The sequence below is a fragment of the Actinoplanes philippinensis genome (genome assembly GCF_900113015.1).
GTDB lineage: Bacteria > Actinomycetota > Actinomycetes > Mycobacteriales > Micromonosporaceae > Actinoplanes > Actinoplanes philippinensis.
On record NZ_FONV01000006.1, the window covers coordinates 522,880 to 544,082 of the forward strand.

General features: G+C 70.2%; 21 protein-coding genes. 6 read left to right on the forward strand and 15 right to left on the reverse strand.

Annotated features, from left to right (window positions below; translation table 11 throughout):
* Positions 1-15 precede the first annotated feature (15 nt).
* The 3 genes from BM290_RS18635 to BM290_RS18645 are packed head-to-tail and all read right to left on the reverse strand — an operon-like array spanning position 16 to position 2,563.
* On the reverse strand, positions 16-804 hold the full coding sequence (locus tag BM290_RS18635; protein WP_093615634.1) for an oxidoreductase: 789 nt from the start codon (positions 802-804) through the stop codon (positions 16-18).
* Positions 804-1,775, reverse strand: a complete 972-nt coding sequence (locus tag BM290_RS18640; RefSeq protein ID WP_239143471.1) for an alpha/beta fold hydrolase — start codon at positions 1,773-1,775, stop codon at positions 804-806. The genes BM290_RS18635 and BM290_RS18640 overlap by 1 nt, the downstream gene beginning before the upstream one ends.
* Entirely contained in the window at positions 1,772-2,563 is a 792-nt protein-coding gene (locus BM290_RS18645; protein ID WP_093615638.1) for an alpha/beta hydrolase, read from the reverse strand. The genes BM290_RS18640 and BM290_RS18645 overlap by 4 nt, the downstream gene beginning before the upstream one ends.
* Positions 2,564-2,951: 388 nt before the next feature.
* On the opposite strand from BM290_RS18645, the gene BM290_RS18650 reads away from it, so the two are divergent.
* A complete protein-coding gene (locus BM290_RS18650) occupies positions 2,952-3,845 on the forward strand; it encodes a sulfotransferase domain-containing protein (protein ID WP_093615640.1) in 894 nt (297 codons plus the stop codon).
* Positions 3,846-3,896: 51 nt separating this feature from the next.
* Positions 3,897-4,712, forward strand: coding sequence for a transglutaminase domain-containing protein (locus BM290_RS18655; RefSeq protein WP_093615642.1), 816 nt, complete (start codon positions 3,897-3,899; stop codon positions 4,710-4,712).
* A gap of 349 nt (positions 4,713-5,061) precedes the next feature.
* Here the strand turns inward: BM290_RS18655 and BM290_RS18660 are convergent, their stop codons facing one another.
* Entirely contained in the window at positions 5,062-5,652 is a 591-nt protein-coding gene (locus BM290_RS18660) for a TetR/AcrR family transcriptional regulator (protein WP_093615644.1), read from the reverse strand.
* Positions 5,653-5,723: 71 nt separating this feature from the next.
* Here BM290_RS18660 and BM290_RS18665 point away from each other — a divergent pair, with 71 nt between their 5' ends.
* A complete protein-coding gene (locus BM290_RS18665) occupies positions 5,724-6,662 on the forward strand; it encodes an LLM class F420-dependent oxidoreductase (protein ID WP_093615646.1) in 939 nt (312 codons plus the stop codon).
* 165 nt (positions 6,663-6,827) lie between these two features.
* On the opposite strand, the gene BM290_RS18670 is transcribed toward BM290_RS18665, so the two are convergent.
* The 8 genes from BM290_RS18670 to BM290_RS18705 all read right to left on the reverse strand — a co-directional run bounded on the left by BM290_RS18670 (position 6,828) and on the right by BM290_RS18705 (position 15,052).
* On the reverse strand, positions 6,828-8,102 hold the full coding sequence (locus BM290_RS18670; protein WP_093615648.1) for a Gfo/Idh/MocA family protein: 1,275 nt from the start codon (positions 8,100-8,102) through the stop codon (positions 6,828-6,830).
* Entirely contained in the window at positions 8,099-8,803 is a 705-nt protein-coding gene (locus BM290_RS18675; RefSeq protein WP_093615650.1) for a cupin domain-containing protein, read from the reverse strand. The genes BM290_RS18670 and BM290_RS18675 overlap by 4 nt, the downstream gene beginning before the upstream one ends.
* Positions 8,800-9,693 carry a DUF6807 domain-containing protein gene (locus BM290_RS18680; RefSeq protein WP_093615652.1) on the reverse strand — a complete coding sequence of 298 codons (894 nt, stop codon included), beginning with the start codon at positions 9,691-9,693 and terminating at the stop codon, positions 8,800-8,802. Before BM290_RS18680 ends, BM290_RS18675 begins: the two co-directional genes overlap by 4 nt.
* Positions 9,690-10,757 carry a Gfo/Idh/MocA family protein gene (locus tag BM290_RS18685; RefSeq protein WP_093615654.1) on the reverse strand — a complete coding sequence of 356 codons (1,068 nt, stop codon included), beginning with the start codon at positions 10,755-10,757 and terminating at the stop codon, positions 9,690-9,692. The genes BM290_RS18680 and BM290_RS18685 overlap by 4 nt, the downstream gene beginning before the upstream one ends.
* A gap of 54 nt (positions 10,758-10,811) precedes the next feature.
* On the reverse strand, positions 10,812-12,092 hold the full coding sequence (locus BM290_RS18690; RefSeq protein WP_093615656.1) for an ABC transporter substrate-binding protein: 1,281 nt from the start codon (positions 12,090-12,092) through the stop codon (positions 10,812-10,814).
* A gap of 40 nt (positions 12,093-12,132) precedes the next feature.
* Positions 12,133-13,023: a carbohydrate ABC transporter permease gene (locus BM290_RS18695; RefSeq protein WP_093615658.1), complete on the reverse strand. Its 891-nt coding sequence runs from the start codon at positions 13,021-13,023 to the stop codon at positions 12,133-12,135.
* Positions 13,016-13,942 carry a carbohydrate ABC transporter permease gene (locus BM290_RS18700; protein ID WP_093615660.1) on the reverse strand — a complete coding sequence of 309 codons (927 nt, stop codon included), beginning with the start codon at positions 13,940-13,942 and terminating at the stop codon, positions 13,016-13,018. Before BM290_RS18700 ends, BM290_RS18695 begins: the two co-directional genes overlap by 8 nt.
* A gap of 102 nt (positions 13,943-14,044) precedes the next feature.
* Positions 14,045-15,052, reverse strand: a complete 1,008-nt coding sequence (locus BM290_RS18705) for a LacI family DNA-binding transcriptional regulator (RefSeq protein WP_177319774.1) — start codon at positions 15,050-15,052, stop codon at positions 14,045-14,047.
* Positions 15,053-15,312: 260 nt separating this feature from the next.
* Between BM290_RS18705 and BM290_RS50685 the strand changes: the two genes are divergently transcribed.
* Together BM290_RS50685 and BM290_RS18715 are read left to right on the forward strand one after the other, a co-directional pair.
* Entirely contained in the window at positions 15,313-16,746 is a 1,434-nt protein-coding gene (locus BM290_RS50685; protein WP_143133824.1) for a LacI family DNA-binding transcriptional regulator, read from the forward strand.
* 525 nt (positions 16,747-17,271) lie between these two features.
* On the forward strand, positions 17,272-17,766 hold the full coding sequence (locus tag BM290_RS18715; protein ID WP_177319775.1) for an RICIN domain-containing protein: 495 nt from the start codon (positions 17,272-17,274) through the stop codon (positions 17,764-17,766).
* A gap of 18 nt (positions 17,767-17,784) precedes the next feature.
* Here the strand turns inward: BM290_RS18715 and BM290_RS18720 are convergent, their stop codons facing one another.
* Positions 17,785-18,966 (reverse strand): cytochrome P450, encoded by a 1,182-nt coding sequence (locus tag BM290_RS18720; protein WP_093615668.1) that lies wholly within the window; start codon positions 18,964-18,966, stop codon positions 17,785-17,787.
* A 76-nt stretch (positions 18,967-19,042) separates the two neighbouring features.
* On the reverse strand, positions 19,043-20,110 hold the full coding sequence (locus BM290_RS18725) for an alkene reductase (protein ID WP_093615670.1): 1,068 nt from the start codon (positions 20,108-20,110) through the stop codon (positions 19,043-19,045).
* Between the two features lie 79 nt (positions 20,111-20,189).
* Here BM290_RS18725 and BM290_RS18730 point away from each other — a divergent pair, with 79 nt between their 5' ends.
* Entirely contained in the window at positions 20,190-20,642 is a 453-nt protein-coding gene (locus tag BM290_RS18730; protein WP_093615672.1) for a MarR family winged helix-turn-helix transcriptional regulator, read from the forward strand.
* Here BM290_RS18730 and BM290_RS18735 read toward each other — a convergent pair.
* A complete protein-coding gene (locus BM290_RS18735; protein ID WP_093615674.1) occupies positions 20,587-21,174 on the reverse strand; it encodes a DivIVA domain-containing protein in 588 nt (195 codons plus the stop codon). The genes BM290_RS18730 and BM290_RS18735 overlap by 56 nt on opposite strands.
* Positions 21,175-21,203: the final 29 nt, after the last annotated feature.

Sequence of the window (21,203 nt, forward strand, 5' to 3'; positions counted from 1 at the left end):
TACGGCGTGAGCCGGTCACAGCGTGGAGATGAGCCCGCCGTCGATCACGATGTCGGCGCCCGTGACGTTGCCGGCGCGATCGCCGGCCAGCAGCAGGACCAGGTCGGCCACCTCGTCGGGGCGGGTGAACCGCCCGGTGGCGGTGCCGCCGACCGCGCCCTTGACGACGTCCTCGGGCGCGAGGCCGCCGGCGCCGCCCACGGTCTCGGCGACCCCGCCGGCGCCGAGCCACAGGTCGGTCTCGACCGGTCCGGGGCTGATCGTGTTGACCCGCACCCCGCGCGGCCCGATCTCCTTGGACAGCGACTTGGAGAAGTTCGCGAGCGCGGCCTTGGCGGCGCTGTAGTCGATGACCAGCGGATCCGGCAGCGACGAGTTGACCGAGTTGATCGTCACGATCGTGCCGCCACCGTCCAGCAGCAGCGGCAGCGCGGCCCGGGTGACCCGTACGGCGCTGAGCAGGTTGATGGTCAGCGTGTCCAGCCACTGCTCGTCGGTGACCGACAGGAAGCCGCCGATCCTCGGGTGGGCCGCGCCGACGTTGTTGACCAGGATGTCGAGGCGGCCACCGAGCGCGGCGGTGGTCTGCTCCACCAGCGTGGCGGCGCCCTCGGCGGTCCTCAGGTCGACGGTGACCGGGTGGACCAGGCCGTCCGCGGCCAGGGCCGCGAGCTCCGGAGTGGTGGTCCGGGCGCCGGCGGCCACCCGTACGCCCTCACCGGCCAGAGCCCGCACGATCGCCAGCCCGATGCCCCGGCTCGCACCGGTGACCAGGGCGGTCCTGCCCGACAGACGGAGATCCATCAGGACCTCCCGCCGAGGAAGGACAGCAGGATCCCGGTCATCTCGTCCGGGTGCTCCTCGTAGATCCAGTGGCCGGAGCCGGCGATCACCGCCCCCTTGACGTTCACGGCGTACTGGCGGACCTGGCCCTCGATGTTCCCGCCGAGGCTGCCGTCGGCGCCGATCGCCAGGACGGGCATCGGCAGCTTGGTCTTGATGTTCGTCTCGTTGTCCCGGACGTCCTTCGGGAACGCACGGAACCACTCGTAGCTGGCACGCAGGTGCGCGTCGTCCTTCAGGTACTTCGCGTAGACCTTGACGTCCTCCGGGCCGATCGCGCCCTTGACGTCCATGAGCTGGTCGGTGAACAGCTTCACCCACAGCTCCTCGCGGCCGTCCACCATCTGCTCGGGCAGCCCGTTGGTCAGCGAGAAGAAGCCGAAGTTCCACACGCCCCGGCCGGTCTTCGGCAGCGCCGGGAACGAATAGATCGACTCGTCCGGGATCGGGGCCTCGCTGAGCACGAGCTTCTTCACCTCGGTCGGGTTCGCCGCGGCGTACGCGTAGGCGACCATCGTGCCGATGTCGTGCCCGACCAGGCGGATGTCACGGTTGAGGCCGAGCTTGACGAGCAGGCCGTGGATGTCGGCGGCCATCGTCTTCTTGTCGTAGCCGCCGGCCGGGGCGTCGCTCTTGCCCGCGCCGCGCAGGTCCGGCGCGACGACCGTGTAGTGCTCGGCCAGCGCCGGCATGATCTCGTGCCACTCGTACCAGGTCTGCGGATAGCCGTGCACCAGCACGAGCACCGGACCGCGGCCGCCGCGCACGTAGTTGATGCCGACGTCGCCGACCCGGACCTTCTGCTCGGTGAAACCCTTCGGCAGGCGCGCGTCGGCGGTGTCCCGGTCGTGGGCGCCGGCGCCGGCCGGTCCGCTGAGGGCGACGACGGCGACCAGCGTCGCCACCGCGGCCCGGATCATCGCCCGCCTCACAGGCCCTGCTCCTTCAGCCAGGTCAGCGCGGTCTCGGCGACATCGCGCCAGCCGGCGTCGATGGTCAGGGAGTGCGCCTTGTCCGGGAAGTCGACGATGTCGGTGACCGCGTGCGAGTGCCGGTACTGCTTGAGGGTGGCGCGCACGACGACCTCGGGCACCGTGTGGTCCTTACCGCCGGCGATCAGCAGCAGCGGGCCACGGGACTCGTTTGCCGTGTCGACCTTGGCCGGCGAGTGCGGGTTGAAGTTGGCCGCCGCGGCCTCGAACAGCGGCTTGCCGGGCGCCGGGATCGACCAGCGGTCGAACAGCTCCCGGGACTCCTGCTCGGTGACGGCGTTGCCGAAGGCGTACCGGAACTGCTCCGGGGTCAGCGAGACCGCCTTGTTGCGGTTGGCGGGATTGCCGAGCACCGGGAATCCCGATCGCAGGGTCGACAGCGGCAGCGGCAGGACCCCCTTGATCTGCGCGGCGTCGATGGCGACCGCGGCGGCGCCCAGGTCCAGGCCGAGCAGCTTCTGCGCGATCATGCCGCCGAACGAGTGACCGATCAGGATCGGCCGGGCGTCCAGGCCCTCGATGATCCGCGCGTAGTGCTCGACGACGTCGTCGATGCCGTGCCCGGCGATGGCGTCCGGGTTGGCCCGGCTCGCCTCCACGGTGTCGGCGTCGCCCGGCCAGCCGGGTGCGGTGGCGCGGTAGCCGCGCTCGGTGAACAGGTCGATCCACGGCTGCCACGATGATCCGTGCAGCCACAGACCGTGGATGAAGATGACGGGTACGGACACTTCTCCGGCCCTCCGTTGCCTTGATGCGTCGGGAACGCCATCAGGCTAGGAAGACTCCAGTGGACAAACAGTGGACGTGCGCCGCGACCGGCCGCCCGTCGCGCACGGCGTTGACACTCCCGCAACATTCAACCTGTGAATCCGTTCAGGTTCGCCCCGCACGTCACGAACCGGGCGCTCGATCGTTTGTGCAGGTGAGGGCGCGCGGGTCGGGACCGGGCGGAACCCGGCCCAGCCTCCTCCAAGCCTTTTCACAGCCTGCGGTTCGCGGGCCGAGACGAGACACTCTCGTAACGTAGTCAATGTTCTTGTAAAGTGCCCCCAACGCACGACGGCGTGCGCGGACGCCGGCGTGCCGTTCCCCCGTGGCGAGGAATGGACTTTGGCGATGCTCAATCGATCGGTGATGTTCGCAAAGCAGCACACCCCCGATTCCGTACGCGTGCTCGGCCGCCGCATCCTCCTCGAGGCACACAATGCGAAACTGCGGATCACCGTCCCGGTCGAGGACCGATCACCATTCGTCAACGTCTACCACTGCGCGGTTCGCAAGACCGCCAGCCAGTGGGTGAAATCGGTCTTCAGCGACCCGATCGTGTACCGCCGTTCCGGCCTGGTCACCTACGATCCCCGCTACTACGGCTGGAAAGACCCGCGGATCGTCCCGCCGCAGCGGATCGGCCTGTCGCTGTACCTGCCGTACAAGCGTTACCGAAAGATGCCGAAACCCGGCGCGCACCGCACCTTCTTCATCTACCGCGACCCGCGTGACCTGCTGGTCTCCAGCTACTTCTCGACCCGCGACTCGCACACGCCGATGGGTGACGTGCTCGCGGTCCGGGCCGCTCTGCGGGAGCGCTCGCAGAAGGACGGAATGTTGTACCTCATCGAGCACCTGACCCGGAAAGGGATGTTCAACGCGGTCCGTTCCTGGGTCGAGGCGCCACCCTCGGAGACGGTCCGGCTGGTCCGGTACGAGGATCTCACCGGCGACGACCAATTCGCCGAGATGGACGCGCTGATGCGCCATTGCGGAATCGACATCCCGCCCACGGAACTCACCACCCTGCTCGAGAAGTACAGCTTCTCCCGGATGGCCGAGCGCAAGAAGGCCGGCGAGATCTCGCACTACCGCAAGGGCAAGTGCGGCGACTGGCGCAATCATTTCGACGACGACATCGAGCAGGCATTCCGCAATGCCACCGGCGACCTGTTGGACATCCTCGGTTACGCGGAGCCGGCCGTGGCGCGCGCCCGGTCGACCGGCCCGCAGAGCGGCTAGGCGCCCCGGAGCGGGCGGAAAATGTCGGGCCCGGGTCCTACGATGCGGGGCATGACGATCGATTACTCGTCCGGTGGTCCGCTGACCGACCTCTCCTCGGTCGGGCGCGGCGCGCTCGCGGACCTTCCGGACGATCCGGTCGACATCTGCCGCCTGGTGCACCGGCTCGTCATCCAGCCGCACGACGCCGGGCGGATCGAGCTGCCACCGGGCCGCTTCGACGAGAATCAGATCCGCCCCGCCGCCCGTCTGGTCCGCACGCTTCTCGCTCTCGACCCGTCCCCGCTGACCGTGCCCCGGCCACCCGAGCGGCGGGTCGTCGGCACCTGCCGGCACTTCGCCGTCCTGGCCTGCGCCCTGCTGCGGCACCGGGGGATCGCGGCGCGCGCCCGGTGCGGGTTCGCCACCTACTTCCAGCCCGGCCTGGGCCTCGACCACTGGGTGATCGAGTTCTCGGTCGACGGTGCGCCGTGGGTCCGCGCCGACCCGGAGGCGATGGGCCTGACGGTGCTGCCGACGCCCGAGGCGCTGGCCCCGGGCCAGTTCCTGACCGGCGGCGAGGCGTGGATCGAGTTCCGCGCCGGCCGCATCGACGCGTCGAGATTCGGCGTGTGGGGCACCGAGAATTTCGGCCCCGCCGAGATCCGCGGCAACGCCATCCGAGACCTGGCCGCCTTGAACCGCGCCGAGACACTTCCGTGGGACGAGTGGGGCCGGATGGACGCCTCCTACCAGGGCCACACCGGCGCCGACTACGACGCCCTGCTCGACACCGTGGCCGCCACATGCGCCGCCGACGATCCCGCCGCCGTGGCGGCCCTCTACAGGACCGAGGACCTGGAGGTGCCGCCGACCCTGCTGACCTGACCTCGCCCCACCGGCAGCTCCGTTCCCCGGCCGGCGCCGCGCCCTTGGCCCGTTCCACGCCTACAGCCCGGTCTCGTCCTGCCCGGCGGCCCTTCGGTCTCGTCCTGCCCGCAGCGACGGGCGCCCTGCCTGCCGCCTCAGCCCCTCACTGCCCTCAGCGCCGTGCGGCCTTACCCGCCGCCTCGCCCCTCCGTGCCCTCAGCGCCGTGCGGCCTTACCCGCCGCCTCGCCCCTCCGTGCCCTCAGCGCCGTGCGGCCTTACCCACCACCTCGGGCTCCCTGCCCCCAACGCCACGCGGCCCCGCCCACAGCCTCGGCCTCTTCCTGGTCGCGACTCGGCCCGCGAGGGTCACGGGCTGAGGGGGACGGTGAGGGCGCGGGCGGCCTCCGCGGCGCGGTTGGCGATGTCGTCGACCTGGCGGGCGAAGAAGCCTTCGGAGAGCAGGGCCGCGTAACCGTGCGCGACCGCGATGGTGGCCTCGACCAGCAGCACCGTGTCCTGGTAACTGCGCGTGCCGGTGGCGCCGGCCAGGTCGAGCATGGTGTCCATCAGCGCGCGGGTCTGGTCGCGGCGGGCCTCGTCGTGGATGCGGGACAGCTCGGCGGCGTAGATGACCGGCAGGCCGGCGCCGGTGCGGGTGACATACCGCACGTAGGCGCCCGCCGCGGCGGCCAGGCGGTCGGCCGGGTCGGGGCCGGCTGTGTCGGCGGCGGTCAGGATCGCGGCGTTCAGGTCGCGGGCGGCGACGGTGGAGACGGCCGCGAGCAGGTGGCCGCGGTCGGCGAAGTGACGATACGGCGCGGCGGAGCTGACCTGGAGCCGGCGGGCGACGGCCGCGACCGAGAAGCGCTGCAGGCCACACTCGGCGAGCAGGTCGAAGCTGGCCGCGATCAGCGCGGCGCGCAGATCGCCGTGATGATAGGCCCGTTTCGACGACACGCTTGCCTCCGTGTAAGTAGGCTCTTACATTAGCAAGTGAGAGCCCTCTTACATCAACATCGGAGGCGTACGTGAGCATCAAGCTCGGCTACCAGATCCCGAATTTCACGTACCCCGGCATCGAAGTGGAGAACCTCTTCGACACCGTCGTCGCGCAGGCCCGCGAGGCGGAGGCCAACGGTTTCGACACCGTGCTCGTGATGGACCACCTGTATCAGCTGCCCGGCATCGGCCCGGCGGAGAACGCGATGCTGGAGGCCTACACGACGCTGGGCGCGCTGGCCTCGGCGACCTCCACGATCCAGCTGTCGACGCTGGTCACCGGCAACACTTACCGTAACCCCGCTCTTCTCGCCAAGACCGTGACAACGCTGGACGTGGTCTCCAAGGGCCGCGCGATCCTCGGCATCGGGGCCGGCTGGTTCGAGCTGGAGCACGACGCGTACGGCTTCGAGTTCGGCACGTTCGGCCAGCGGTTCGAGCGGCTCGAGGAGGCGCTGCAGATCATCACGCCGATGCTGAAGGGTGAGCCGGCCTCGCTCGACGGCAAGTGGTACACGGCGCGGTCGGCGATGAACAACCCCCGGCTGCGGCCGTCGGTCCCGGTGATGCTGGGCGGGTCGGGCGAGCAGAAGACGTTCCGGCTGGCGGCCCGTTTCGCCGACCACATGAACATCATCTGCGACGTCGACGACCTGGCTCGCAAGGTGTCGGTGCTGCGCGAGCGGTGCGAGGAGATCGGCCGTGACCCGGCGACGCTGGCGACCAGCTTCCTGGTGATGGGCATGGTCGGCGAGAACGAGCAGGAGGCGAAGCAACTCGGCGAGACGATCCCGGAGGATCGCCGCAACCGGGCCTTCGTCGGTACGCCGGAGCAGGTGGCCGATCAGATCCAGGAGCGGGTGCTGAGCGCCGGTATCGACGGCATCACCATCAACCTGATCCGCAACGGTCACCGCCCCGGCGTCGTCGCCTCGGTAGGCGCGGCCCTGAAGCCGCTGGTCAAGTAAAGCGTCCGGTCAAGTACAGGCGTCCAGTCAAGACGTGAGGTGCAGTCGTCAAGTCAAGGCGTCAAGTACAGACGTCAAGTCAAGGCGTCAAGTACAGACGTCTAATCGAGACGTGAAGTGGAGACGTCAAGTCAAGACGTGAAGTACAGACGTCGAGTCGAGGCGTCAAGTCAAGTCGGACAGGTTTACCGGCAGGCCGGTTCGTGCGGATCGGTCTGCCGCTACACCCGTCAGGACGCTGCGGATACCGTCGGCGTAACCGGCCTGACGAGCCAGTGGATCATCAATGACCCCGCGGAACACGTCGTCCAGCAACAGCCGGTCACCGCCGCCGTGGCCGCCGGCCCCGTTGACGATCGGCACCTCCTCGGCCTTCTGCCAGTGCTCCTGTACGGTGAGCCGTTCGAAACCGCCGGTGTCGTCGAGCGCGCTCGGGTCGACCGCCCCGTGCGGCGGCGTCCATTCCCGCTCGCAGACCTCCAGCTCGATGCGGCCGCGGGTGCCGTTGAACGCGACCCGGTACCCCTCCCGCGGCGAGTACGCGGTGAGCGAGTAGGTCATCGCCGTCCGGTCCGCGTAGCGGATCAGCACCGACATGGTGTCGTCGATGTCGATCCCGTCGCCGAAGACGTCCTGGTCACGGACGTATCCGTCCTCGTGCTCGGCGTCCAGGTAGAGCGCCTTCAGCCGCGGGTCGGCCGTCATGTCGAGCAGGAACGGATCGGTGCCGAGACCGGGCGCCCCGTAGGCCCGCGCCGGGCGGGGCAGTCCGGCCGCCGCAGCCCCGGACGGGCCGTAGAACCGCAGCCCGGTCTGCGCGAAAACGGTCTCCGGGCTGCTGCCGAGCCACCAGTTGACCAGGTCGAAGTGGTGGGTGGACTTGTGCACGAGCAGGCCGCCGGAGTTCTTCTTCTGACGGTGCCAGCGCCGGAAGTAGTCGGCGCCGTGGAGGGTGTCGAGCAGCCACTCGAAGTGCACCGACGTGACCCGGCCTATGCGCCCGGCGGCGAGCAGTTCGCGTACGGCGCTGTTGCGCGGTGAGTAGCGGTAGTTGAACGTGACGATCAGGCGGGCGGTGCTGCGCCCGGCCGCGGCGGCGATCCGGCGGCAGCCGTCGGCGTCGACGGTGAGCGGCTTCTCGACGATCACGTCGACCCCGGCGTCGAGGGCGGCGCACACGTGGTCGGCGTGCCGCGCGTCGATCGTGGTGATCACCACGGCGTCGGCCAGGGACAGCAACTCGGCGAAGCGGTCCGGGTGGAAGACGGGCACGGGCTCGCGGCCGGCGGCCGTCACCCGGAGATTGTGGTACGCCATCCGCGTCCGGTTGGTGTCACAGAAAGCGACGATCTCCCCGGTGTCACTCCACTCCCCCAGGAGGGCGTCGATGTAGAGCTGCGCGCGGTGGCCGAGTCCCACGACGGCATAGCGGCGGGTCATGGCGCCCCTTCCGAGAGGATGACCGGGTGGTGGACGTCGTGGGCGCCGAGCCGCCCGCACATGCCCCATCGGGGCGGGTCGGAGGGTGGCGACCCGAGGACTGCCGACGAGCCGAGGTGCCGTCCGTCGCCGGTCTCGAGCGCGTCGAGGATCTCGGCGGTCCGCCGGGTGGCCTTCTCGACGGTCGACTGCCAGAGGTCACGCCACCCGGCCACGCGCGGCCGGACCAGGGCGACCGCGGCCTGGTGGAACTCCCGCAACGGCTTCGGGTCGCCGGCCTCGGCCGCGGCGACCAGCTGCTCGAACCCTTCGAGTGCCAGGTCGCGCCTGCGGCGTACCGCCTGATCGGGGTCTCCGGAAAGGTGTGCAGCGGCCCGGTAGCGGTCCGGGTCGGCGACGACAGCGGTGGGGAAGGTCATCACCGCGTCGCCGGCCTCGGGCAGCCCGGCGTTCGACATGATCACGAGAACCCGCAGGTCGTCGAGGTTGACGGCACGGTGGATGGTGCCCGGCGTGAACCAGATGGTGGACCCGGTGGCCAGCGGCGTCTCCCGCAGGCCGTTCGTGTCCAGGGTCAGCAGGGTCCCGGTGCCGCCGGTCACCACGTAGGCCTCGGTCGAGACGGTGTGCAGGTGCGGTGTGCCGCCGTCGTCGTAGACGGCCAGCCGGCTCACCGAGGTGCCGCCGGGGAACGCCGTCACGTCAGGGCCTTCGCGCCGAGCGCGGCCAGCTTCTCGGTGCCGGCGTCGCCGTGGTCACCGTCGGCGATGACGACGGCGTAGCGGAAGGTGACGGAATCCCCGGCGGCCAGGTCGAGCTCCTCGCTGAAGAAGGGCGCGGGGTTGAGGCAGGCGAATTGCTCGGTACGGGCGAACCACTGCGGCGGATGATGCGGATTGGCGGTGTCGTCCACGACCACGACCGTCGACGAGCGGTCCACCTCGTCGTGCCGCCCGCGGAACGCGAACCACGGCCCTCGCCGCCCGCGCAGTTCGTCGCCCCCGGTTCCGTCCGGTGACTGGAGCAGCCCGTTGGTGAACGAACGCGGCCCCCGCCAGAACAGTCCGCCGTACCCGGCGTTGTCCCGGCCCTTGGTGGTCGGTGATCCGAACGCCAGGGTCGCCCCGGACACGTTCGTCATCGAGCTGGCGAAGGTGAGCACCCAGCTGACGTCGTCGGCGATCGCCCAGCTCAGGGCCCGCTGCTCGGTGATGACCGGGTCGCCCTGCTCGGAGACCCAGTCGAGGGTGTGCGTCAGCGAGGTGTCGGTGAGCGCGTCGAGCGTACGGTGCAGGGCGCTGCCGTTGTTGGGTTTCTGCACGTAGGACCGGCCGTGCACGTAGGTGGGGCCGCCCCAGAAGTTGTGCTCGCCGACATACGGCAGCGACCAGGCGATGCCCTTGTGCCAGACGTGGTCGTGCGGCCGGTACAGCGACACCGGGTCGCCACCCAGGGTGCGGATCGGATGCAGGTACGGCTTCGGCGACTCCCGCTGCGGGGTGTCCGGCCGGTACACGTACGTGAAGAGGGCAACCCGCCCGGCGGAGACGGTGACCGCGCCGCCCAGCCGGTGATCGACCTGGATGCTCATCGGGTCGCTCCGTTCATGGCCGCCGCGAACGGGTGCCCGGGGCCGATCTCGCCGCTGCGGACCTGCTGCCCGGTGGCCGCCGAGGCGTAGAGGGCGGCGATGAATTCCATGGTGGTACGGGTGTCCGCCGGCGACACCGGCGGGGCGGTGCCCGCGTCCAGCGCGTCGAGGACCGCCGCGAGCTGGTCGGTGTGCCCGCTGACCGTCTCCGAACGGTCCCGGTTCCAGCGCTCGGTCAAGGCCTCGTGACCGGGTACGGGGGTGATCGTCCAGTCGGCGTCGCGGTAGCCGTACAGGTGGGTCAGCTCGACGGTGGCGTGCTCGAAGTCGAACCGTAGCGACGAGGTCTGCCGGGGTGACACGACCGAGTTGACCACCGAGGCGAGGGTGCCGTCGGCGAACGTGACCAGCGCCATCGACACGTCCTCGGTCTCCACGGCCCGGGCCCGGGTGGCGGTGACCGCGCTGACCCGCTCCCACCGGCCGAGGATGGAGAGCAGCAGGTCGAACTGGTGGATGCCGTGGCCCATGGTCGGGCCGCCGCCCTCGGTCTCCCATTTGCCGCGCCACGGGACCCGGAAGTAGTCGTCGTCGCGGTACCACTGGGTCTCGCAGGTGGCCAGCAGCGGCCGGCCCAGCTCACCGGCGGCGATCATCTCGCGCAGCCGGTGCGCGCCGGCTCCGAACCGGTGCTGGAAGACGGTGGCGACGTGCGCCCCGGTGCGGCGGGACGTCTCGGCGAGGGTGTCGAGTTCGGCGAGGGACAGTGTCGGGGGCTTCTCCACCAGCACGTTCGATCCGGCTTCGAGGCATCTCACGGCGAGCGGGGCGTGGGTGGCCGGCGGGGTGCACAGGTGTACGAGGTCGACCTGGTCCAGGGTGGCGAGGTCGGTGTGGACCCGCGGGATATTCCACTTCGCGGCGAAGTGGCGGGCCAGGTCGTGGTCGACGTCGACGACGGCGGTGAGGGCGACACGGTCGGAGTGGTGCTGCAGGGCCTGGGCGTGCGCGGTGGCGATGGCTCCGGCGCCGACGATCGCCGCACGATATCGAGGTTGAGGCATGGCTCCCTCATGTGCCGGCCCGCGCCGCCGCGGCGGCGCGGGCGTGGATCATGGTCAGGCGGCGTCGATGCCGGCCTGGAGTTCCTTGATGAAGGCTTCGGCGGCCTGCTGCGGGGTCTGCCGCTCGAAGAGGACCTCCTCGGTGTGGCGCTTGAGGATGGCCTCGACGTCGCTGGCGCCGTTCGGGGTGACCCGTGGGGCCTCACCGACCTTGACCGAGTCGAGGAACTCGGCGGCGGCCTTGTCGGTGCCCTGCAGCTTGCCGGTGAGCGCGGCACGGATCTTGGTGTTGGCCGGGATGCCACGGTCGGTGAGCAGCACGTCGGCGGCCTCCTGGCTGTTGGCGAGGAAGTTCACGAACGCGGCGGCCTCGGCCTGGTGCTTGGAGCGCGACGAGATCGACCAGAACATCGACGGCTTGTAGTAGGCGCCGGTGGCCGTACCCTCGCCGGGGATCTTGAGAAGTTTGAGGTTTTGGCCGGAAGCCTTGGCAAGCGAGGTGAGCTGGCTGTTCCACCAGGTGGCGAGGGCCGACTTGTTGGTGGCGGTGCCGGACTGGTCGAGGCCGGCGCCGGCGCGTTCGACGCTGACCGACGCGGCCGGGGCGATGCCCTGCTTGGAGAGGTCGAGGAGGTACTGCCAGTACTTGGCGAGCACGTCGGCGGGGATGGCGACCTTGCCGTCCGGCGAGTAGAGCGACGCGCCGTTCTGCCGGGCCCAGATGTTGACGCCGCCGATGTCGAAGCCCCACGACTGGACGCCGGTGACCTCACCGCCGCTGGCCTTGGAGATCTGGTCGCCGACGCGTTTGAAGTCGTCCCAGGTCCAGGACGCGTCGTCGGGCAGCGTGACGTTGTACTTGGCGAGCAGGTCGGTGTTGGCCACGATGGAGTACGTGGTCACGCCGGTGGGCAGGCCGTACTGCTTGCCGTCGATGGCGCCGGTGGCCAGGGCCTTGGCGTCGAAGTCGGTGATCGCCAGGTTCTTGCCGGCGGTGCCGAGGTCGAGCAGGGCGCCGCGCTCGGCGTAGGACGCGAGGTACAGCTCGTCCATCTGGATCACGTCCGGCGCGTCGTTGGCGGCGACCGTGGTGGCCAGGCTGTCCCAGTACCCGTTCCACTCCTTGAACTCGCCCTTGACCGTGATGTTCGGGTGGGCTTTCTGCCACAGGTCGATGACCTGCTGGGTGCGCTGGTGGCGGGCGTCCGAGCCCCACCAGGTGAAGCGCAGCTCGATCTTGTCGGCGGTCAGATCGCCGTCGGCCTTGCCGCCGCCACTGCCGCCGCAGCCGGCCAGCAGCAACGCCGCCAAGACCCCTGCAAGAATTTTTTTCATCCTGTTTCCTCCGGGGGGAGTTCCCTTGATACCGGGTGGATCACTTGATGCCGGTGGTCGCGATGCCCTTGATCAAGAAGCGCTGGCCGACCAGGAAGGCGAGGAAGATCGGCAGCAGTGACACGACGCTCATGGCGAACATCGAGCCCCACGACGTCGAGACCGTGGCGTCGACATAGGAGCGCAGGGCGACCGGAACGGTGTACATCTCCGGGTCGGTGAGGTAGATGAGCTGGCTGAAGAAGTCGTTCCACGTCCAGATGAACGTGAAGATCGTGGTGGTGGCCAGGGCCGGCAGCATCAGCGGCAGGATCACCTGCCGGAAGATCCGCGGGTGCCCGGCGCCGTCGATCCGGGCCGCCTCGTCCAGCTCGCGCGGCAGGCCACGGATGAACTGGACCATCAGGAAGACGAAGAACGCGTCGGTGGCGAGCAGCTTCGGGACGATCAGCGGCAGGAACGTGTTGACCCATCCGAACTGGGAGAACATCACGTACTGCGGGACGATGATCACGTGGATCGGCAGCATGATCGTGCCGAGCATGATCGCGAACCACAGTTTCTTGCCGCGGAACTCCAGCCGGGCGAAGGCGTACGCCGCCATCGAGCAGGAGACCAGGTTGCCGATGATGCAGCCGAGCACCACGATCGCCGAGTTGATCAAGTAGTGGCCGAACGGCGAGGACAGGGCGTTCCAGCCCTCGCTGTAGTTCTCGAACCGGAAGCTGTCGGGGATCACGCCCGGCGAGCGGAAGATCTCCTCGTTGGGCCGCAGTGAGCTGACCACCATCCAGATCACCGGGTAGAGCATCACCAGGGTGAGCAGGATCAGGCCGGTGTGCTTGGCGATGCTCCGCCACGGGCCGGGAGTCCTGACCGCTTGATCGACCTTCGCGGTCGGCGCCGCCACGCGCTCAGCCAGGTCAGTCATCGTAGAAGACCCATCGCTTGGCGGCCCAGAAATTGACAGCGGTGAACGCGGCGATGATCAGCAGGAGCAGCCAGGCCAGCGCCGAGGCGTAACCCATGTCGAAGCTGTGGAATCCGCGCTGGTAGAGGTAGAGCGTGTAGAACATGGTCGAGTCGGACGGGCCGCCGGTGCCGCCGGAGACCACGAACGCCTGGGTGAACGACTGGAAGGCGTGGATGATCTGCAGCACCAGGTTGAAGAAGATGATCGGCGACAGCAGCGGCACGGTGATCCGGCGGAACTGGGTCCACCGGCCGGCGCCGTCGATCGAGGCCGCCTCGTAATACATCACCGGGATCTGCCGCAGACCGGCCAGGAAGATCACCATCGGGGCGCCGAAGGTCCACACGTTCAGCACGATCAGCGTGGACAGCGCGGTGTCCGGGTCGGAGATCCAGCCGGTGCCCTCGATGCCGACGTAGCCGAGCGCCTGGTTGATCAGGCCCTCGGCGCCGAAGATCTGCCGCCACAGCACCGCGATCGCGACGCTGGAGCCGAGCAGCGACGGCAGGTAGAACGCCGACCGGTAGAACGCGAGACCGCGCATGCCCCGGTCGAGCAGCATCGCCAGCCCGAGCGCCGCGGCGAGCTGCAGCGGGACGGAGACGAAGACGTACGTGAAGGTGACGCCGAGCGAGTGGTGCAGCCGCTCGTCGGTGAGCATCCGCTGGATGTTCTCCAGGCCGTTGAACTCCGGCGGCTGGATCAGGTTGTAGTCGGTGAAACCCAGGACGAACGACGCCGCGACGGGGCCCGCGGTGATCAGCAGGAGCCCGGCGAACCAGGGCAGAAGGAACAGCAGGGCGGCCTTGGTGTCCCGCTTACGCGGCGGGCCGCCGGTGGAGGTGTTGAGCCGTTGGAGTTCGCCGATGGCGCTCACCCGACCCCCCTTCGTGGCTTGGAAACCGTATTCCGGAGTCTGCGGCGTTACGACGGGACGGTCAAGTGTTTCGGGTCGATGAATTCGCCGTGAGGAAAGCGCTTACCCCGAGGTGCTGTCACGTACGGTGAGCGTGCCCCGGAACGTCTCCCGCGCCGGCTCGTCCGCGCGCGGCCGCATCGCCAGCTCGATCGCCCGGATGCCGATGTCGGTGAACGGCAACGCCACAGTGGTCAGCCGCGGCGTCAGGTCACGAGCCAGCGGCACGTCGTCGAAACCGGTCACCGACACCTGACCCGGCACGTCGATGCCGGCCGCCCGGCACGCCGACAACACCCCGATCGCCACCGTGTCGTTGATCGCCACCAGCACGTCCGTGCCGCCCAGGCCCTCCCGGATCAGCTGCGCCGTCGCGTCGAACCCGCCCTGCCGGGAGACCTCGCAGTTCACGATCCGGATGTCCTGCACGTCGGCGCCCGCGGCGAGCAGGCCCTCGACATAACCCGAGGTGCGCGCGGCAGCGTACGCCCGCTCCCGGGTCCCGGCCAGAATGATCGCCCGCCGATGCCCGGTCCGGGCCAGATGCTCCCCCATCAGGCGTGCCGAGCCCCGGTCGTCGACGGCGATCGCGTCGAACGGCAGGTGCACGCTGCCACTGCCGTAGAGAATCACCCGGCCGCCATTGCGCTCGAACGCCAGCAACTCGTCGAGAACCCGGGTCTCCGACGGATCCTGGCTGATCCGGGTGCTGGTCAGCACCAGCGCCCGCGGCCGGAACCCGGACAGGTTGCGGATCGTCGCCGCCTGCAACTCAGGCAGACCCCGGGTCGACGACACGGTCACGAACGCGTCGACAGTACGGGCCCGGCGCTCCATCGCGGCCACCACGGCCGCCACCGCCGGCGTCGCCAGATCGTCGGCGAGCAGGGCGATCGCGTCGCTGCCCCGGTTCATCGCCCGGGCCGCCGCGTCCACCGTGTACCTCAGGCGGGTCGCCGCCTCCAGCACCTTGCGCGCGTTCTCCGGAGCGACCGACCGGCCGCCGCCCAGAGCCCGGGACGCGGTCGCCAGCGACACACCCGCCTCCGCGGCGACATCACGGAGGGTCACAGTGTCCCTGGCTCGGTGCGGCAATCCGGGCGTCCTCTCCCCTGGCGACTCCCTGGCGGCTTGCCTCGCGGCTCACCGTGCGACTGTGCCTGCGGCTCACCTGCGACTTTCCCAGCGGCTCGCCTTGCGACCTCCGTTGCGGCTTTCGTCACGGCTTCCGCTGCGGTATCCCGGCGGCGAGCACGCCGTGTGAGCCTTCGTGCGCCGAAAGGATAGCGCGGGCCACGGAAACCGTATCCCGTCATGCCAGAATCACGGATGTGACTGACCAGAAGCGGACCGCGGTGACACTGCACGACGTGGCCCGCGAGGCCGGTGTCTCGTATGCGACCGCATCCCGTGCGCTCAACGGCAGCGACCGCAGTGTCCGCGCGGAAAATCTGGCCCGCGTCCGTGCGGCCGCCACCCGTCTCGGATACACGCCGCACGTCTCCGCACAGGCCATCGCCCGCGGCTTCAGCAACACCGTCGCGCTCGTCGTCGGCGCGGTCGACGACCCCTACTTCGCGTCCATCGCCGACGGCGTGGCCGAGGGCGCCTACGCAGCGGGCCTCACCCTGACCGCGGCGGTCACCGACCGTTCTCCCGACATGGGCCTCCAGATCGTACGGACCCTGCGCGGCCGCCGGCCACAGGTGATCCTGATCGCCGGAAGCCGCGTCGACGACGACGGTGTCTACGCGGCCCTCGCCGAGGAACTCGACCAGTACCGGCGGGCCGGCGGCCGGGTGGCCCTGCTCAGCCGCAACGAACTCGACTTCCCGACGTTGACCGTCGACCATCACGGCGGCGCGTTCCGGCTGGCCCAGGCGCTGGCCGGACTCGGCTACCGGCGGTTCGCGGTACTGCACGGCGACGACCGCATCCGGATGTCCCACGACCGCGGACGCGGCTTCCTCGACGGCCTCCGCCAGGCCGGCATCCACGTCGAGGACCGGCACGTGATCGCCACCGACCTCAACCGCGACGGCGGCCACCGCGCCGCGGCCGCCCTGCTCCGAGACGACACCTCCCGCTACACCCTCCCCGGCCGTGCGGGCGCGCCCGGCGGTGCCGGCTCTCCCGTCGCTGCCGGTTTCCCGGGCGGCGGGTCCCCCGACGGCATCGGTTCCCCGGGCGGCGGGTCCCGCCACCGCACCGGTTCCCCGGGCGGCGGGTCTCCCCACGGCACCGGCTCCCCAGGCAGCGGGTACTCCAACGGCGCCGACTTCCCGAGCGGCGGGTACTCCGATGGCGCCGGCATCCCGAGCGGAGGGTCTCCCAATGGTGCCGGCTCTCCCAGCAGTGCCGGCATTCTCAGCGGTGCCGGCATTTCCCGCGGTACCGGCATTCCCAGCGGTACCGGCTATCCCAGCGGCCTGGGCGAGCCCGAGCGTCTTGGCAATGCCGGCGGGTCCGCCGGGTCCGCCGGGTCCGCCGGTGGTGTGGAGGTGATCTTCGCGGTGAACGACGTCATGGCGATCGGAGCGATGACCGCCATCCGGGAGGCGGGCCTGCAGCCCGGCCGCGACGTGGCGGTCGCCGGATTCGACGACATCGACGCGGCACGCGACGTCACCCCGATGCTCACCTCGGTCCGGGTGCCCCTGCGCGAACTGGGCCGCCGGGCCGTGGAACTGGCCCTGGCCGGTGACCCGGCCGTCGTCGAGATCCCGGTCGAGGTGGTCCTCCGGAACAGCACCCCACCCCGCTGACCCCGGCTTGCGCGCGCTCCGGTCAAGGTCCACCCCCAGCTAGCTTTCAGCGCTGTCGAAAGGCGCTCAGAACAGCGCTGACGTCTGGCCGGACCAGTTGACAGCGCTCCTCCAGGAGACCGGAAACAGCGCTGCACGCTGGCCGGCGCCGCCTCGCGGCATCCGAAACAGCACCCACAACCAGCCAGCCACCACGGCGGTGACACGACACCCGAACAGCGCCGCACACCAGCGTCGACGTAGCAGGTGAGCGCGGCCCGGCGCGGACATCGAGCCGGCGGCCAGGACGACGGCCACGGCTACAGCGGTGAAACGTCTCAGAAGAGAGGAGCACTCCAGACATCGGCGTAATTCAATGAATTGACATCGAGACCAGTCCCGCTGGCAGGGCAGATGCGAGACGAGGCCCGACGGACAGCGCGGACAGCAGGCGCACCGACGAACCCACCGCATCGGAAACCGTATTCCACAGCGTTCCGCCGCGGTTCCGGCCGCCAGGAGCGTCAGGACACGCATGATGAAACCGTGCATAAACACTATTGCGCCCGAATCGGAGTCGCGGCCGCGCTGGTCGCCGCCCTCACCGGCCCCCTGCCCGCCCACGCCGCCGGTGGCGTCCGGCTGGTCATGAATCAGCTGTCGAAGAAGTGCCTGATCCCCGCGAGCGGCCCCGACTACCGGGTGGCCCAGGCAGCCTGTGACCGTTCGGACCGGCGGCAACTGTGGCACTTCGACGGCGAACACGAGGACCAGCAGATCGTCAACACGGCCACCGGCCGGTGCCTGACCGTGTTCTCCTCCGCCGATGAGCAGCCCGTCCACGCCGCCGCCTGCGGCCTGATCGGCGCCTACAACCATTGGACTTGGGTGTGGACCGATGAGGATTACGTGTTCGAGCTGGAGCCTCTCGACGCCCGCGGCCACTGTCTCGCCCTGCGGCCGGGCGACGCCATCATGCTGCGCACCTGCAACGGCTCCGGCGACCGGAGCCGTTACTGGGCGTTCGAACTCCAGACCTAGGCGAGGCCCGGACGGGCGCTACCGGCGGACCTCCAGAGGCAGGCGGTTGACGCTCATCATCACGAAGGGGTTGCGCTCCTCGGCCGGGGCCGCCACGGTGATGTCGCGGTAGCGGTCCAGCAGGATGCGCAGCGCCAGCCGGGCCTCCAGGCGGGCCAGCGGGGCGCCGAGGCAGAAGTGGATGCCGTGGCCGAAGCTCAGGTGCGGGTTGGGGCTGCGGTGGATGTCGAACCGGCCGGGGTCGGCGAAGACTCGGCCGTCCCGGTTGGCGGCGGTGATCCACAGCTGCAGGACGGCCCCGGCCGGCACCGCTGTCTCCCCGATCCGGGTGGCGGTGGTGGCGCGCCGGGCGAGCCGCGGGAACGGCGTACGGAATCGCAGGCTCTCCTCGATCGCGCCGGGCAGCAGGCCCGGATCGGCGCGCAACTCGGCTGCCACGCCGGGGTGTTCGTCGAGGCTGAGGACCGTGTTGCCGAGTGTGGCGGTGGTGGTGATGTGCCCGGCGATCAGCAGCACACCGACGAAGCCGATGATCTCCTGGTCGTCGAGTCGTACGCCGTCGACCTCGGCGGTGAGCAGCCGGCCGGTCAGGTCGTCGCCGGGCGCGGACCGGTGGGCGCGGATGTGGTCGAGCAGGTAGCCGTTCATCTCCCGGATCGTCGGGGCGACCCGTGCCATCGTCTCGCGGCCGGCTTCCAGCACGGGGGCCGACGGGTCGACGTCGGTCTGGTCGAACAGCACGTCCGCCCAGCGGCGGAAGATCGGCCGGTCGGCGGCGGGGATGCCGAGCAGCTCGGCGATCACGATCACCGGCAGCGGGTACGCGAGCGAGTCGATCAGGTCGAGCCGGCCGTCGCCGTCGGCCGCGTCGAGCAGTTCCGTGGTCACCTGGACGATGCGCGGTTCCAGCCCGGCGACCATGCGCGGGGTGAACGCCTGGCTGACCAGGGCGCGCAGCTGGCGATGGCGGGGCGGGTCCATCCGGACGATGTTGCCCCGCTGGAACAGCGCGAAGTCGTCCTGGGCGGGCATCAGGCCGGTGAGGTCCGAGGAGAAGACGCCCGGGTCGGACAGGACGGCGCCGGCCTCGGGATGGCCGAGCACCTGCCACACCCGCTGCCGGTCATCGAAGTGGACCGGCCCGTGGGCGCGCTGCTCCGCCAGCCAGTCGAGGAACGTGGGAAGGGTGTCAACAGCCATAAGAGCGACTATTCCACCGTACGGCCAAGGTCGCCCGTGGTCCCGCCGGAGGTGACCGGCGGGACCACGCCGCCGGTCAGGCGGCCAGGGTCGGGTAGTCGGTGTAGCCGCGGTGGTCGCCGCCGAAGGCCGCCGAGAAGTCCGGGGTGTTGAACGGGCCCTCGGTGGCGAGCCGGGCCGGCAGGTCCGGGTTGGCCAGGAAGAGCGCGCCGAAGGAGACCAGGTCGGCGGTGCCGTCCTCGATCAGGGCGAGCGCGTCCGGGCCGGTCGGCTGCGGGTGGGTGGCCGGGTTGAGGATGAACGTGCCGGGCCATCCGGCGCGCAGCGTGCGGGTCAGCTCGCGGTCGCCCTCGACCAGGTGCAGGTAGGCGAGGCCGAGCGGGGCGAGCGCCGCGACCAGGGCCGGGTAGACCTCGCCGGCGTTGGTCTCGGTGATGTCGTTGTACGGGTTGGCCGGGGAGAGCCGGATGCCGGTCCGCTCGGCGCCGACGGCCTCGGACACGGCGGTGGCCACCTCGACGGCGAACCGGATCCGGCCCTCGACCGAGCCGCCCCACTCGTCGGTGCGCTGGTTGACGTTGTCGGAGAGGAACTGGTGGACCAGGTAGCCGTTGGCGCCGTGGATCTCCACGCCGTCGAACCCGGCCGCGATCGCGTTGCGGGCGGCGGCGGCGAAGTCGGCGACGGTGGCCCGCACCTCCTCCGCGGTGAGCTCCCTGGGCTCGACGAAGTCCTGCATGCCGTCGTGGGTGTGCAGCTGCCCGGCGGCCTTCACGCTGGACGGGGCGACCGGGATCAGGTCGTCCGGCAGCAGGCTGGGGTGGCCGATCCGGCCGCTGTGCATGAGCTGCGCGAAGATAACGCCGCCCTCGGCGTGCACGGCGTCGGTGACCTTGCGCCAGGCCTCGACCTGCTCGTCGGAGTGCAGGCCGGGCGTGTTGGTGTAACCCTGGCCGACCACCGACGGCTGGGTGCCCTCGGTGATGATCAGGCCGGCCGACGCGCGCTGGGCGTAATAGGTGGCCATCAGGTCGGTGGGGGTGTTTCCGGCGCCGTACGCGCGGCTGCGGGTCATCGGGGCCATCACGATGCGGTTGGCGAGCTTGGCGCCGGCCAGGTCGTACGAGTCGAAGGCGTCAGCCATCAGAATGCCCCTCCAGGTAAGTTCGCGGCACGAACGAAACTAGTTCGCGGCACGAACTTACGCAAGTTAGGATGGCGGCATGACGGCGACCCCGGGCTTCGGCAACAACCTGGTGTATCTGTCCGTCCTGATCCAGCGTCGCTTCACCCAGCTCTGCGCCGAGCACGATCTGACGAATGCCCAGGCGCACCTGTTGTGCCTGGTCAAGGACCGGCCGCACGGGATGTCCGAGCTGGGCCCGCTGCTCGGCCTGGCCAAACCCGGCCTGAGCGGCCTGGTCGACCGCACCGAGCGGCGCGGCCTGGTGCAGCGGTGCTCCGCCGAGCACGACCGGCGCGCGTGCACGGTCTCCAGCACCCCGCTGGGCAAGGAGATCGGCGACGCGCTCTACGCCGACGTGGCGGCCCGGCTGCCCGGCATCGTCGACCAGCTGTCCCCCGCCGACCGCCGGCTCCTGGAGGAGCTGGTCGCCGCCGTCATCGGCGCGACGGCTTCGGATCCATGCCGCGCAGACGGTGACCCAGCTCCGTGACGAGCGCGGCCTGCCGCTCGCGGGCCTCGGCACACAGCGCCTCGATCCGGGCCAGGGCGTCGTTGCGCTTGGTGACCAGGCCGGCGATCCGCTCGGCATGGGCGTGCCGGGCGTCGGCCACCGTCGTCGACGCCCGCAGCTCGGCGTCGCTGGTCACACGGGCCGCCTCGACGGACGCCTTGTACAGCAGCTCCTCGGCCACCCGGCGCGCCTCGGCCATGTGCTCCCCGGCCGTCTGCTCGGCGAGCTCCAGCAGGCGCGGCGCCTCGGTCGCCGGCGTGTCGGCCCGCGCCTTCTCCAGCTCGGCCCGCAGCACCTCGACGCGCTCCAGAGCCTGGTCGCGGTCCGCCTCCAGGCGCTGCAGACGCTCGGCCAGCTGCCCGGTCAACGCCTTGTTCTCGGCCTCCAGCCGCCGCATCTCGTCGGCCACCCGGACCAGGAAGGCATCGACCTCGCCGTCGTGATAACCGAGCGCACCCTCGGCCGGCTCCCCGAACGCGATGCTGCCGACCTGAGCTGCGGTAAGTGACATCGCGGTACCTGAGACCTTCCCGGGCGGCT

What these genes read in the sequence shown, in the direction of transcription:
- BM290_RS18725 (WP_093615670.1), bottom strand. Translation starts at nt 20,110, where the DNA reads ATGGCTGACGCCTTCGACTCGTACGACCTGGCCGGCGCCAAGCTCGCC.
- BM290_RS18650 (WP_093615640.1), top strand. Translation starts at nt 2,952, where the DNA reads ATGCTCAATCGATCGGTGATGTTCGCAAAGCAGCACACCCCCGATTCC.
- BM290_RS18670 (WP_093615648.1), bottom strand. Translation starts at nt 8,102, where the DNA reads ATGACCCGCCGCTATGCCGTCGTGGGACTCGGCCACCGCGCGCAGCTC.
- BM290_RS18695 (WP_093615658.1), bottom strand. Translation starts at nt 13,023, where the DNA reads ATGACTGACCTGGCTGAGCGCGTGGCGGCGCCGACCGCGAAGGTCGAT.
- BM290_RS18730 (WP_093615672.1), top strand. Translation starts at nt 20,190, where the DNA reads ATGACGGCGACCCCGGGCTTCGGCAACAACCTGGTGTATCTGTCCGTC.
- BM290_RS18735 (WP_093615674.1), bottom strand. Translation starts at nt 21,174, where the DNA reads ATGTCACTTACCGCAGCTCAGGTCGGCAGCATCGCGTTCGGGGAGCCG.
- BM290_RS18655 (WP_093615642.1), top strand. Translation starts at nt 3,897, where the DNA reads ATGACGATCGATTACTCGTCCGGTGGTCCGCTGACCGACCTCTCCTCG.
- BM290_RS18635 (WP_093615634.1), bottom strand. Translation starts at nt 804, where the DNA reads ATGGATCTCCGTCTGTCGGGCAGGACCGCCCTGGTCACCGGTGCGAGC.
- BM290_RS18690 (WP_093615656.1), bottom strand. Translation starts at nt 12,092, where the DNA reads ATGAAAAAAATTCTTGCAGGGGTCTTGGCGGCGTTGCTGCTGGCCGGC.
- BM290_RS18720 (WP_093615668.1), bottom strand. Translation starts at nt 18,966, where the DNA reads ATGGCTGTTGACACCCTTCCCACGTTCCTCGACTGGCTGGCGGAGCAG.
- BM290_RS18680 (WP_093615652.1), bottom strand. Translation starts at nt 9,693, where the DNA reads ATGAGCATCCAGGTCGATCACCGGCTGGGCGGCGCGGTCACCGTCTCC.
- BM290_RS18685 (WP_093615654.1), bottom strand. Translation starts at nt 10,757, where the DNA reads ATGCCTCAACCTCGATATCGTGCGGCGATCGTCGGCGCCGGAGCCATC.